At 53.0% G+C, this 12,477-nt stretch carries 12 protein-coding genes and 1 pseudogene; 6 read left to right on the forward strand and 7 right to left on the reverse strand.

Translation table 11 applies throughout. The annotated features are described in order from the left end of the window. Window positions 1-170: 170 nt before the first annotated feature. Complete coding sequence (locus ACMYSL_RS24910; protein ID WP_434660234.1) at window positions 171-1,040, reverse strand: helix-turn-helix domain-containing protein; 870 nt, start codon at window positions 1,038-1,040, stop codon at window positions 171-173. Between the two features lie 21 nt (window positions 1,041-1,061). After that, window positions 1,062-2,246, reverse strand: a complete 1,185-nt coding sequence (pobA, locus tag ACMYSL_RS24915) for a 4-hydroxybenzoate 3-monooxygenase (RefSeq protein WP_434660235.1) — start codon at window positions 2,244-2,246, stop codon at window positions 1,062-1,064. Window positions 2,247-2,529: 283 nt separating this feature from the next. On the opposite strand from pobA, the gene ACMYSL_RS24920 reads away from it, so the two are divergent. The 6 genes from ACMYSL_RS24920 (at window position 2,530) to opgB (ending at window position 8,267) form a co-directional block, all read left to right on the forward strand. Further along, on the forward strand, window positions 2,530-3,306 hold the full coding sequence (locus tag ACMYSL_RS24920; protein WP_434660236.1) for a threonine/serine ThrE exporter family protein: 777 nt from the start codon (window positions 2,530-2,532) through the stop codon (window positions 3,304-3,306). Further along, on the forward strand, window positions 3,297-3,770 hold the full coding sequence (locus ACMYSL_RS24925) for a threonine/serine exporter (protein ID WP_110272712.1): 474 nt from the start codon (window positions 3,297-3,299) through the stop codon (window positions 3,768-3,770). The genes ACMYSL_RS24920 and ACMYSL_RS24925 overlap by 10 nt, the downstream gene beginning before the upstream one ends. A gap of 110 nt (window positions 3,771-3,880) precedes the next feature. Further along, on the forward strand, window positions 3,881-4,420 hold the full coding sequence (gene dnaT / locus ACMYSL_RS24930) for a primosomal protein DnaT (protein ID WP_182236117.1): 540 nt from the start codon (window positions 3,881-3,883) through the stop codon (window positions 4,418-4,420). A gap of 2 nt (window positions 4,421-4,422) precedes the next feature. Beyond that, window positions 4,423-5,160: a DNA replication protein DnaC gene (dnaC, locus tag ACMYSL_RS24935; RefSeq protein WP_181486499.1), complete on the forward strand. Its 738-nt coding sequence runs from the start codon at window positions 4,423-4,425 to the stop codon at window positions 5,158-5,160. Window positions 5,161-5,225: 65 nt separating this feature from the next. After that, the gene (locus tag ACMYSL_RS24940) at window positions 5,226-5,720 is read left to right on the forward strand and encodes a DUF2501 domain-containing protein (protein WP_434660237.1); all 495 of its coding nucleotides are present in this window, start codon (window positions 5,226-5,228) and stop codon (window positions 5,718-5,720) included. A gap of 255 nt (window positions 5,721-5,975) precedes the next feature. After that, window positions 5,976-8,267, forward strand: a complete 2,292-nt coding sequence (gene opgB, locus ACMYSL_RS24945; RefSeq protein WP_434660238.1) for a phosphatidylglycerol--membrane-oligosaccharide glycerophosphotransferase — start codon at window positions 5,976-5,978, stop codon at window positions 8,265-8,267. A 53-nt stretch (window positions 8,268-8,320) separates the two neighbouring features. Here opgB and ACMYSL_RS24950 read toward each other — a convergent pair. The 5 genes and pseudogenes from ACMYSL_RS24950 to ACMYSL_RS24970 form a co-directional block, all read right to left on the reverse strand. Continuing rightward, window positions 8,321-8,725, reverse strand: a pseudogene (locus tag ACMYSL_RS24950) (Rpn family recombination-promoting nuclease/putative transposase); the annotation flags it as partial. A 39-nt stretch (window positions 8,726-8,764) separates the two neighbouring features. After that, window positions 8,765-9,775 (reverse strand): SIS domain-containing protein, encoded by a 1,011-nt coding sequence (locus tag ACMYSL_RS24955; protein WP_434660239.1) that lies wholly within the window; start codon window positions 9,773-9,775, stop codon window positions 8,765-8,767. A gap of 17 nt (window positions 9,776-9,792) precedes the next feature. Next, window positions 9,793-10,854 (reverse strand): SIS domain-containing protein, encoded by a 1,062-nt coding sequence (locus ACMYSL_RS24960; RefSeq protein WP_434660240.1) that lies wholly within the window; start codon window positions 10,852-10,854, stop codon window positions 9,793-9,795. Window positions 10,855-10,866: 12 nt separating this feature from the next. Further along, entirely contained in the window at window positions 10,867-11,718 is an 852-nt protein-coding gene (locus tag ACMYSL_RS24965) for a PTS system mannose/fructose/sorbose family transporter subunit IID (protein ID WP_182236105.1), read from the reverse strand. After that, complete coding sequence (locus ACMYSL_RS24970) at window positions 11,696-12,475, reverse strand: PTS mannose/fructose/sorbose/N-acetylgalactosamine transporter subunit IIC (protein WP_181483727.1); 780 nt, start codon at window positions 12,473-12,475, stop codon at window positions 11,696-11,698. The genes ACMYSL_RS24965 and ACMYSL_RS24970 overlap by 23 nt, the downstream gene beginning before the upstream one ends. Window positions 12,476-12,477: the final 2 nt, after the last annotated feature.

A 12,477-nucleotide genomic window follows, 5' to 3' on the forward strand; every position in this document is an offset into this window, starting at 1 on the left:
AGCGTGTTGACATCACGCTCTAAAGCCAATGTAATATTATGGTGAGCAACATATTGCTGTTATCCATGCCAATGATTAACATTAACACAGGTGGTTGTCAGCAATAAATTAGAAATGATTAAAACCTTCGTTAGTTACACTAACTTAAGATAAATTAAATAAAGATTTTTTTATTTTATATTCTTCCTAAATGCTTTAGGCGATTCACCGTTATAGCGCCGAAAAAAACGGGAGAAATAAGCGGCATCAGTAAATCCTAAATAATCAGAAAGTTGCGCAATAGTCATGCTGGTGTATTGCAGGTTACGGCGCGCCTCAAGCATCAACCTTTGATGTAAAACCCCCAGCGCGCTGCAGCCGTAAAATTCACGGCACAAATAATTCAGGTGAGTCGCAGAGAGCCCCACCAACCTGGCATACTCTATTAAAGGCATATGTTCACGATAATGGCTTTCAATGAGGCGAGAGAAATGGCGCATAACGCTACGCTTACGTTCAGCTTTGTCCTCCGCTATCCGCGCTGGGAGATACTGTCGGTTCAACCATACCAATAATGCACCCAGCAACGAATGCAGCATCATTTCGCGCGCATCATGATCCTCGCTGTACTCTTCCCGTAAAGCAGTAAACAGCGCCCGGATATGGCCCCGGGACTCTTTCACCGACACGCATTGTGGCTGACCGAGTACATCCAACTGACGACCAAACTGGTTTTCAAAACGTCTGAGCAGCGGTAGCGCCAGTGACAAAACGTATCCTTCCGTGCCCGGAGAAAACCGAAATCCGTGAATACAAAGCGCTGGAACAACCTGAATGCAGGCTTCAGTCATCACCGTGGTTGCCCCTTCGATTTCGATTTCCGCCCGCCCTTTATGCAGATAAAGCAGCTGCACCAGCTCAGCATGCTGATGCACGCGGATATGCCATTCATACAGACAACTACGCTGAAGTATCGATTCGCAGTGCAGGAGGTCGGGAGTTGGCCAGCCGCGATCTTCGCCATACAGTTTAAAAACGGGAACGGTTTTCGCTGCCTGCATGACGCCTCCTGCTCATTTCGCTTATGCCACGCGCTCGATCGGCAGACCGACGTAGTTTTCAGCGATAGTGGTGAGCCCAGCACGAGACTCAAGATAATAGCGACGATCTGCCGCCTGCATTTTTCTATCAAACTCGCTTTGTTGCGGGAAATCATGCAACAGGCGAGTCATAAACCAGCTGAATCGCTCGCCTTTCCACACGCGGTCCAGGGCGAAGCGGGAGTAGCTTGCCAACAGGTCAGCGCGACCATGGTGGTAATATTCGCGTAGGATTCGCCACAAATAGTTCACATCAGATGCTGCCAGATTCAATCCTTTCGCCCCGGTAGGCGGAACGATATGCGCCGCGTCCCCTACCAGAAATAGCCTCCCATATTGCATGGGTTCCACCACATAACTGCGTAGCGGCGCAATACTCTTCTCAAGTGAGTGACCAGTCACTAACCTGGTAGCCAGCTCATCGGGCAAGCGCAGCTTCAACTCTTCCCAGAAACGTTCATCAGCCCAGTCATCAACCTTTTCGCTTAGCGGTACCTGTAAATAGTAGCGGCTTCGAGTTAGTGAGCGCTGACTACACAGTACAAAGCCGCGCTCATGATGGGCATAAATCAGCTCCGGGTTAACTGGTGGCGTATCGGCCAGCAGCCCCAGCCAGCCAAACGGCCAGACGCTTTCATACTCTTTAAGAACCCCTGACGGGATACTTTGTCGGGAAACGCCGTGAAATCCGTCACAACCGGCAATAAAATCGCACTCCAGCAGATGTTTTTCGCTGTTGCTGACAAAAGAGACGGACGGCCGGTCACTTTTCGCATCATTAATCGTGACATCGCTGACGCCATAAATAATCGGTGCTCCGCATTCCGCCCGCGCCGCCATTAAATCCCGCGTCACTTCGGTCTGACCGTAAACCATCACGCTTTTACCTTGAGTAAGCTCCGTCAGAGCAACCGGCACGCGCTTGCCGTCAAACAAAAACTCAACCCCATGATGTACCAGCCCTTCCGCATCCATCCGCCGGGCAGCCCCTGCTTCACGCAGCAAATCCACCGTTCCACTTTCCAGAATCCCCGCGCGGATCCGCCCCAGCACGTACTCTGGCGTTTGCCGTTCGAGGATGACGGTTTGGATCCCGGCGCGATGTAATAACTGCCCTAACAGCAGTCCGGAAGGACCCGCTCCGATAATCGCAATCTGTGTTCTCATAGGGTCACCTCAGCATGGTTAATTATTTGTTTGTTTTTTGTTTATTAAAAGTTCCAATTTGCATTTTTGATAAGTCTGAGGGGAAAAAGAAGGGAAGAATGAGTACAAAAATTGCACTTTTCACCAATTTTACGAAAATGCGGCAGGGATCAAATTCCAGGAAGTCAGCAGGGCGGGTGATTTTTTACACATTGTTTGATCCTGACCGCTCAGATAAAGCAAGACTTCAGGTAAAAGTATCGACAGACACTACGGCATCGGGCATCACGGACAGCAGGTATTTATGCAAGCAGATAGGGCAACTCAGCGCGCAATCACGCGATTGTGCATTCAATGTGGTCTTTTCTTATTACAGCACGGCGCAGAGAGCGCACTGGTTGAAGAGCTTTCAACACGTTTGGGCCGGGCGTTGGGTATGGATAGCGTTGAAAGCGCGATTTCCTCTAACGCGATCGTGCTCACAACAATAAAGGATGGCGAATGCCTGACGTCAACGCGAAAAAATACCGATCGCGGCATCAACATGCACGTTGTCACGGAGGTTCAGCATATTGTCATCATGGCGGAGCATAAGTTACTGGATTATAAAGATGTTGAAAAACGCTTTGCTCAAATCAAACCGCTGCGCTATCCGCGCTGGTTGCTGGTTGTCATGGTTGGCCTCTCCTGTGCCTGCTTCTGCAAACTCAATAACGGCGGCTGGGATGGTGCTCTCGTCACCTTTTGCGCCAGTTCAGTAGCAATGTATATTCGCCAGTTGTTAACCCATCGCTCAATGCATCCGCAGATTAACTTCTGCATCACTGCCTTTGTGGCGACCACAATTTCTGGGCTACTGCTGCGCCTGTCTATTTTCGCCACGACGCCGACGGTAGCAATGGCCGCCAGCGTGCTATTGCTGGTACCCGGCTTCCCGCTGATTAACTCCGTTGCCGACATGTTTAAAGGGCATATCAATACCGGCCTGGCCCGCTGGGCTATCGCCAGTCTGCTCACCCTCGCCACCTGTATTGGCGTGGTAATGGCAATGACGATGTGGGGATTACGCGGATGGGCATAATCATGTATCTCTTCGCCCTGCTGCAGGATATGGCCCTGGCCGCTATTCCCGCCGTTGGCTTCGCCATGGTATTTAACGTACCGCAGCGCGCGCTGCGCTGGTGTGCTTTGTTGGGCGCTATCGGTCATGGTTCGCGCATGGTGATGATGACGGCGGGCTTTAATATCGAATGGGCGACTTTCCTTGCTGCTCTGCTGGTTGGCAGTATCGGGATCCAATGGTCCCGCTGGTATCTGGCGCACCCAAAAATTTTTACCGTTGCGGCGGTCATTCCGATGTTCCCCGGTATCTCCGCCTATACCGCGATGATCTCGGCGGTAAAAATCAGCCATTTTGGTTACTCAGAAGAGATGATGATTATGCTGTTGAGTAACTTTCTCAAAGCATCATCTATTGTTGGTGCGTTATCGATCGGTCTTTCTATTCCAGGGCTTTGGCTGTATCGCAAGCGCCCGCGCGTATAGCCGAGCGCGCCGCGGGGTCACCTGCGGCGCTCCTTCCAGAGCGACCTCTGTGCTACTATGTGTGCAGTTACCCCCTTTCTATATTAGTTGTTCAGAGTTGAGATTGATTTATGTCTTCACGAGTATTAACTACCGATTTTAGCGGTCTGGATGACTTCATGCAGGATCACGCAGCGGTACTGGCAAAATCGACCAGCGGCGCCGTCGCTGTATTTGCCAACAACGCCCCCGCATTCTATGCGCTGACGCCGGAGCGTCTGGCTCAGTTGCTAGAGCTGGAAGCAAAACTCTCGCGCCCCAATAGCGACATTGCCCTGGACGCGCAGTTTTTTGATGAGCCAACGGCGGTCCCTGTTGCGGTACCGATGGGAAAATTCCCGATGTACGCCGACTGGCAGCCGGATGCAGACTTTCAGCGCCTGGCCGCGCTCTGGGGTATCGCCCTGAGCCAGCCGGTCACGCCGGAAGAACTCGCCGCGTTTGTCACCTACTGGCAGGCGGAAGGTAAAGTCTTCCATCATGTCCAGTGGCAGCAGAAGCTGGCGCGCAGCGTGCAGATTGGCAGAGCCAGCAACGGCGGCCAGCCGCGACGCGACGTCAACGCGATTAGCGAACCTGATAACCATATTCCACGAGGATTCCGAGGATGAGCATGAAAAATGTCGGCGATTTAATGAAGCGCCTGCAAAAGATGATGCCAGCCCATGTCGAACCCGCGTTTAAGACAGGTGAAGAGCTACTGGCATGGCAAAAAGAACAAGGCAAGCTGCGTTCGGAAGCACTGGAGCGTGAAAACCGCGCCATGAAAATGCAGCGAACGTTTAACCGCTCCGGTATCCGCCCACTGCACCAGAACTGCTCTCTGGATAACTACCGGGTGGAATGCGAAGGCCAGATGATCGCGCTTTCCCGAGCGCGCCAGTACGTCGAAGAGTTCGACGGCAATATCGCCAGCTTTATTTTCTCAGGCAAGCCTGGCACCGGTAAAAATCACCTCGCCGCCGCCATCTGCAATGAGCTGCTGCTGCGGGGCAAGTCGGTGTTGATTATTACCGTCGCCGATATTATGTCCGCGATGAAAGATACTTTCGGCAATAGGGAAACCAGCGAAGAGCAGCTTCTTACCGACCTGAGCAAGGTCGATTTACTGGTGATAGACGAAATTGGTATGCAAACGGAGTCACGCTACGAGAAAGTCATCATTAACCAGATTGTCGATCGCCGCTCCTCGTCGAAGCGTCCTACCGGCATGCTCACCAACAGCACCATGGAAGAAATGAATAAGCTGCTCGGCGAACGTGTCATGGATCGTATGCGCCTGGGAAATAGCCTATGGGTCAATTTTAACTGGGATAGCTACCGCGATCGCGTGACCGGAAAAGAGTATTAAGATATTTCTTAACTCCGCCAGCGTTATACTGAAAACATTATTCCGTTACGGCGAAGAGTATGTCTATGAAATCTGCAAAAATGTTGTTCCGCACGGTAGTGGCGGCGGGTGCTTTAATGACTTTCGGTGCCCACGCCACCTCCTGGCAGGATTCTCTTTCCAGCGCCGCTAACCAGCTCAGCAGCCAAAGCGGTAGCCAGCAAAGCGGCGGCATGTCGCTCTCATCGCTCACCAGCCTGTTGAACGGTGGCAACCAGTCGCTAACCTCCAGCAGCATGAATAATGCCGCCGGAATTATGTCTTACTGCGCGAAACAAAAGCTGGCCTCGGTGACAAATACCGAAAACGTCAAAAATCAGGTTCTGGATAAACTGGGTCTGAGCACGCCAGAAAAACAAAAAGAAGATACCAGCTATCTTAATGGTCTTCAGGGGCTGTTGAGTAATAAAGACGGCCAGCAGTTGAATTTAAATACCCTCGGCAGCAGCCCGCTGGCGGAGAAAGTAAAAACTAAAGCCTGCGATCTGGTATTAAAACAGGGCGTTAGCTTCCTCTCCTGATCCTCCTCTTAATGCCGCGTTTGGCGCTGTTGTTCCGCCAGCGCGGCCACAGCGCTGATTTTTAACATCTCTGCTCCTTGAGCCCCCTTCATATATGATGTGAGGCGACTCAAAAACGGCGATTTCTAAACCAATTCTGAACCACAGCACAAATTCATGACGATACAATTGCGGCGATATGGCGCTGCAATTACAGTGTAGCGTGAAAAAAGATCTATCTGGCCAGCCGACAACTGGCGTGAATGAGGATGAGCTGTGTCAGAGTTGTTATCCATCGCCCTGTTTCTTGCTTCGGTGATGATTTACGCATTAAAAGCCGGTCGTAATACTTGGTGGTTCGCCGCCACGCTCACGGTGCTGGGCCTGTTCGTTATTCTCAACATTACCCTCTATGCCAGCGATTACTTCACCGGCGACGGTATTAATGACGCGGTACTCTATACGTTGACCAACAGCCTGACGGGCGCAGGCGTGAGCAAATATATTCTGCCGGGCGTTGGTCTGGTCGTAGCGCTGGTTGCGGTATTCGGCGCGCTCGGCTGGGTACTGCGCCGCCGCCGGCATCATCCTCATCATTTTGGTTATAGTCTGGTGGCGCTGGTTCTGGCACTGGCGTCAGTGGATGCCAGCCCGGCCTTCCGCCAGATTAGCGAGCTGGTCAAATCCCAGTCGCGCGATGGCGATCCGGATTTCGTGGCTTACTACAAAGAGCCCGCGAAGAGCATAGCTAATCCGAAGCTGAACCTGGTATATATCTACGGTGAAAGCCTTGAGCGCACTTATTTTGATAACGATGCGTTCCCCAATTTGACTTCTGAACTCGGCAAACTCAAAAACGAGGGGCTGGATTTCAGCAATACCGCCCAGTTACCGGGTACCGACTACACCATTGCAGGAATGGTTGCCTCCCAATGCGGGATCCCTCTGTTTGCGCCGTTCGAAGGTAACGCCTCCGCTTCGGTCTCCAGCTTTTTCCCGCAGAATATCTGCCTGGGCGATATCCTGAAAAACTCCGGCTACGAAAACTACTTCGTCCAGGGAGCGAACCTGCGCTTCGCCGGAAAAGATGTGTTCCTGAAATCTCACGGCTTCGATCACCTGTACGGGGCGGAAGAGCTGAAATCAACGGTTGCCGATCCAACTTACCGTAACGACTGGGGTTTCTACGACGACACCGTTCTTGATGAGACCTGGAAAAAATTCGAAGCGCTTTCGCAATCCGGAAAACGTTTTTCGCTGTTTGCTTTGACGGTCGATACTCATCATCCGGATGGTTTTATCTCCCGTACCTGCCAGCGCAAAAGCTACGACATGGACGGCAAAAAGAACCTTTCTTTCAGCGCCGTTTCCTGCAGCCAGGAGCATATCGCAGCGCTAATTGAGAAAATTAAAGCCTCGCCGTGGTTCAAAAATACGGTCATCGTGGTTTCTTCCGATCACCTGGCGATGAAAAACAGCGCCTGGGATTATCTGAATAAACAGGATCGCAGCAACCTGTTTTTCGTCCTGCGCGGTGATGAACCCCATCGGGATACGCTGGCGGTTAAGCGTAATACCATGGACAACGGCGCGACGGTGCTGGATATCCTCGGCGGCGATAACTTTATTGGCCTCGGGCGCAGCAGTCTGTCCGCAGAGTCGCTTTCGGCGATTTTCCTCAATATGAAAGAGAAAGTACTGGCGTGGAAGCCCGACGTCATCCGCCTGTGGAACTTCCCTAAAGAGATGAAGAATTTCACCGTTGATTCGCAGAAGAATATGATTTCCTTCTCCGGCAGTCATTTCCGCCTGCCGCTACTGCTGCGGATTTCAGATAAGCGCGTTGAGCCGCTGCCGGAAAGCGAATACTCCGCCCCGCTGCGCTTCCAGCTGGCAGATTTCGCCCCACGCGATAACTTCGTCTGGGTCGACCGCTGCTACAAGATGGGCCAGCTATGGTCGCCGGAGTTAGCGCTCTCCACCGACTGGTGCGTATCGCAGGGCCAACTGGGCGGCGAACAACAAGTCCAGCGCGTAGACAAAACCCAGTGGCAAGGCAAGACGGCGTTCAAAGATACCCTTATCGATATGGAGCGTTATAAAGGCAATGTCGATACCTTGAAAATTGTCGATAACAACATCCGTTACAAGGCCGACAGCTTTGTCTTCAACGTCGCCGGTGCGCCTGAGGAAGTAAAACAATTCAGCGGTATTTCCCGTCCGGAATCATGGGGACGTTGGTCCAACGCGCAGCTCGGCAATGAAGTGAAAATTGAATATAAAGAGCCGCTGCCGGAGAAATTCGATCTGGTCATTACCGCCAAAGCCTACGGACCGAATGCCAATAAACCGATTCCGGTACGCGTCGGCGATAGCGAGCAAACGCTCACTTTGGCCAATGATGTCACCACAACTACCCTGCACTTCGATAATCCGTCGCGCAGCAATACCTTAACTATTGCGCCGCCGGATCCGCAGTCAACCAACGAGGGCAATATTCTCGGCCACTCCCCACGCCAGTTGGGTATCGGCATGGTTGAAATCAAAGTGGTGAAAAGCGAAGGATAAAACAAGCGCGCCCGGCGGTTTTTAAGCCGGGCCATTGTTTTAGGGTCAGGACATCAACAATGCAGCGGCTTTAGCTCATCCGCCGAAAGCCCGGTGATCCGCTGCACCGTCTCTTTATCTAAGCCGTCTTGCAGCATACTGCCAGCAATGCGCAGCGCTTCCCGTCGGCTCCCTTCCTGCAGACCTTCCTGCATTCCCTCTTGTCGACCTTCCTGTATCCCTTCTTGCTTAAGTTTTTGAGCAATAGACATCAACCTCTCCTCATACTGTGGCAGACGGCGGGCCAGTCGGCGGATAAACACGCTCGGATCGGTGGTATTACCGTACTGCAGCATATAGTGAAACAGCATTCTCAGCTGCCGACGGTTAGTGTATCCCAGCATCACAACAGCCGCCAACGACTCTGTGATCCCAGTGAGATCGCGCTGGCGAATATGCTTTTGCATTAGCTCAAGTAATAGCGCGGCGGCCAGCAAGCTGACCGCCATAGACAAGACTTAGTAATCAAACTGTCGGTAATAACGGCGGATATTCAGGTCGTGACCAGTGTGGTGTTCAAAGTGGGCCGCCAGCCTGTCCACCAGCAGGGTGGACACCACGCACGGCGCCATAATCCAGCGGAAAGCGTCATCAATGCCGTTCAGCGGATAGTCGCGCGGGTCGATAACCACCAGGTGGTCGGTTATCTTCTGTGCAAAGCGCTCAACGCGGTCGTCCAGCGCCCGGCATTTGCCCTCGCCCTTCACCAGGAACAGCGGAACCTCTTTCTCCAGCAGCTCCAGGGTGCCGTGGAAAAACTCGGCCGAACTCACCGACTTGGTTCGCTTCCACTGCATCTCTTCGAGAATACACATCGAGAACAGGTAGACTTCCCCCCACATCTCCGCCCCGCCAATCCACATCATGTAATCGCTGGTATGATATTGCGCAGCGATTTTATCCGCCTGCGGATCGAACTGGCGCTTGGCCTGCAGCAGATTTTCCGGCAGCAATTCCAGTTGGCTGGCAAAACGGTCATAATCAGCAAACTCGCCATGACGATAAATCACGCGGAAGAATAACCAGTACAGCAGCATATATTCATATTCCACGCCGTTCTTGTGGCACATCGGAATATGCCAGCTGGCGGCCTCAGCTAATGGTGAATCAGCATTACGTGTAATCGCCACGACGCGAATTCCCTGCGCCTTGCACCATTCAGCAATCGCTACCGACTCTTTGGTATCGCCCGATTTTGATAACGTCACAACAACCGCATCTTTATTTAGTTTTTTATGTCCGTGATGAATTAATTCCGCCGCTTGTTCAAGATAAACCGGCAGCCCAGTTAATTCTTTAGCAAACTCATTAATGGCCATCATCGGGGCTAAAGAACCGCCTACTGAAACAAAAAATAATGCACTACAGCCACTCTGATAAATATCGTCGGCGACGTTTTCTGCCTGTTGGCGCGCAGAGATTATCTCGCGAGCACTGGTCAGGTACTCGTCCTGATTAAAACCCAACATAGTTTTCTCCTGAATAATCAGATTTTACTTTTTAATACGCGGTCAAAATCGTCAAAAATACGTATTGCAAGATCGATGCCCTTGAGTCCGGCGGTATGCCAGGCGAGCATTTGGATCGGCACAATCAGCAGCAACGGCGCCAGGTGATGTTCACACGGACAGTTTAGCGCCAGCGTTTGCTCATCTTCCTCACCGCTCAGCGTCAACGTAAAGGCCTGGGCAATGGACGGCGCCATATAATCGCGCAGCGCGCGGGTCCGTTCATCCGGCGCATCTTCAATAAACAGCATCACATGGCGGGCATTGGCTTCCAGATAGGGGCCATGCATATAGGCTTCCAGTTCAAAACCACTGGAAGGCACGCGCACCGTCTCAGTAAATTTGGTTTCGAACTCCTTCGCCACCCCAACCAGCGCGCCATAACCGGTGGCGACGAAGCGCTCGCCGCCGCGCAGCACTTCACCATGCTTATCGATAAAACGTGAAGTGCGGGCAATCGCATCCGGGATGGCCAGCGCCAGACGCTGTAACTCAGCAAGATAGCGCTGCTCCTCAGCCTCGCTGACTTCCCCCTGGCTGCGGGCAATTATCAGCGCCATCAGCAGCAGATTCAGTACCGTTGCGCTAAATCCTCGGGTGACAAACCCCACGCTCTCAATACCGGTATTGATATCCAGCACCCCGTCGCAGGCCTGAGCTATCGGGCTTTGCGGGTCTGAGGTCAGCGCAAAAACCGGTAGATTCGCCGCCTGCACTTTACGCATCGCCTCCAGCGTCGATGCGCTTTTCCCGCTCTGCGAAATCGCCACCACCAGGTTGGTATGGGGGTCGATGGCCTCATAGTGGGTGAAGTTGTACGGCTCTTTAATCTCCACCAGTACGCCGAAGCGTTGTTCAAAGAAATAGCGCGCGCAAAGGGCGGCGTTTAGCGACGATCCGGTCGCCAGCAGCAAAATACGGCGCACCGGGTGCTGGCGAGCAAAGGTGTCAATCGCCGCCAGCTTTTGCCGGTAGTCGCGAAGGATCTGCGTCAGGCAGGCGGATTCTTCACTGATGTAAGTCATCATCGTTGGTTTCATAGCTCACTCCCGTTAAAACAATCCAATCCACGAGCCCGCAATACCCACCAGCGCCATACCGCCGATGATAGAGAGCGGCTTAACCTTGCGCCCCAGCAGCCAGTAGACAATGCCGAAACTCACCAACGGCAGCATGCAGGGCATAATGTCGTTGATAATGTCCTGCACCTGCGTCTTCGCCTCCCCGGCGCCGAAGGAGATGGGGATGGTGATATCAATCATTGAAGCGGTCATCGCCCCCACCACCATCAGACCGATAATCGACGCCCCGTAGGTCAGGCTCTCCATCATTCCGCTCTTCTGGATCCGCTGTAGCACCCCGGTTCCCAGTACATAACCCCAGCGCGTAAACAGCCAGCGCACCAGAATATGCGGCACGTTAAACACCAGCAGAAATAGAATCGGCCCAAGAATGTTGCCCTTCAGAGCCAGGCTGGTGCCAATACCGGTGGCGATCAGGCGCAGAGTGCCCCAGAAGAAGGAGTCCCCCAGCCCGGCCAGCGGCCCCATCAGCGACGCTTTGACGTTATCAATCGCGTTGGCATCCATGTTTTTCTGCTGGCTATTTTTCTCCTCCATCGCCGTGGTGATCCCCAGCAACAGGGTGACGATATGCGGCGTGGTATTAAAGAAAACCAGATGCCGTTTCAACGCCCCGGCCAGCTCCTCTTTGCGCGGATAGAGCTTTTTCAGCACCGGAATCAGCGCGTAAACAAAGGCGAGATTCATCTGCCGCTCATAGTTCCAGGAGAACTCCATCTGGAAGGAGCGCCAGAACACCCGGCGTAAATCACGCGGCGTAATACGGGTTTCTTCCTGCTCCTGCGGCGGTAGGGTCTCTTCAGAAATCATCTTCGTCGTCATCGCTGACTCCTTGTTCTGTCGTCGTACGAGGTGAGCTAAACGCGGTGACGTTAACCATCACTACCGCCACGATGGCGCCGAGAATGGCGATGCCGGTCACCGGGATTTTCAGGTAGGCCATCAGCACGAAGCCGAGGAAAAAGTACGGCGCGACCTTCTTATTAATCAGTAATCTGGCGAGCATCGCGAAGCCCAGCGCAGGAATAATTCCGGTCGCCACGCTCAGTCCGTGTTTGATAAATTCCGGGATCGTATCGAGCAGGGATTTCACCGCATTGCTGCCGACCAGGAACGACACGGTCACCACCGTCGCCAGCATCAACGACAACCCAAAACCGGCAATCAGATGCATTCGTTCAATGCCGCGCGTATCCGCTTGTTCCGCATAGCCGTCAGCCTTCTGGCTAAGCATCGGAATAAACATCCCCAGATAGACGTTTTTCAGGATCAACGTCAGGGTGGCAATCGGCAGGCCGAGCAGCAGCGCCGTTTCCGTTCCCGCGCCGGAGGTAATGGCGAACGCCACCCCAAGAATGCCGCCGGTGACCACATCAGGCGGGATCGACGCGCCGACGGAGAAGGAGCCAATAAAGGCCAGCTCCAGCGTCGCACCCATGATCACGCCGGTCTGCACATCCCCGAGCACCAGCCCGGTCAGCAGCCCGGTGACGATAGGCCGTGAAATCAGCGACGTCCCCAATGCGTATTCTGATTGCGCAATAAACGCCACCAGACCGAGTAACAGAGCCTCTACCATAA

Origin of the sequence: Klebsiella sp. MISC125 (assembly GCF_051131775.1) — a bacterium.
Classification (GTDB): Bacteria; Pseudomonadota; Gammaproteobacteria; order Enterobacterales; family Enterobacteriaceae; genus Klebsiella.

Excerpts from the sequence above, each read along its gene's own strand:
- pobA (WP_434660235.1), bottom strand. The coding sequence starts at position 2,246 with ATGAGAACACAGATTGCGATTATCGGAGCGGGTCCTTCCGGACTGCTG.
- ACMYSL_RS24955 (WP_434660239.1), bottom strand. The coding sequence starts at position 9,775 with ATGTTGGGTTTTAATCAGGACGAGTACCTGACCAGTGCTCGCGAGATA.
- dnaT (WP_182236117.1), top strand. The coding sequence starts at position 3,881 with ATGTCTTCACGAGTATTAACTACCGATTTTAGCGGTCTGGATGACTTC.
- dnaC (WP_181486499.1), top strand. The coding sequence starts at position 4,423 with ATGAAAAATGTCGGCGATTTAATGAAGCGCCTGCAAAAGATGATGCCA.
- ACMYSL_RS24960 (WP_434660240.1), bottom strand. The coding sequence starts at position 10,854 with ATGAAACCAACGATGATGACTTACATCAGTGAAGAATCCGCCTGCCTG.
- ACMYSL_RS24965 (WP_182236105.1), bottom strand. The coding sequence starts at position 11,718 with ATGACGACGAAGATGATTTCTGAAGAGACCCTACCGCCGCAGGAGCAG.
- ACMYSL_RS24910 (WP_434660234.1), bottom strand. The coding sequence starts at position 1,040 with ATGCAGGCAGCGAAAACCGTTCCCGTTTTTAAACTGTATGGCGAAGAT.
- ACMYSL_RS24940 (WP_434660237.1), top strand. The coding sequence starts at position 5,226 with ATGAAATCTGCAAAAATGTTGTTCCGCACGGTAGTGGCGGCGGGTGCT.
- ACMYSL_RS24970 (WP_181483727.1), bottom strand. The coding sequence starts at position 12,475 with ATGGTAGAGGCTCTGTTACTCGGTCTGGTGGCGTTTATTGCGCAATCA.
- ACMYSL_RS24920 (WP_434660236.1), top strand. The coding sequence starts at position 2,530 with ATGCAAGCAGATAGGGCAACTCAGCGCGCAATCACGCGATTGTGCATT.
- ACMYSL_RS24925 (WP_110272712.1), top strand. The coding sequence starts at position 3,297 with ATGGGCATAATCATGTATCTCTTCGCCCTGCTGCAGGATATGGCCCTG.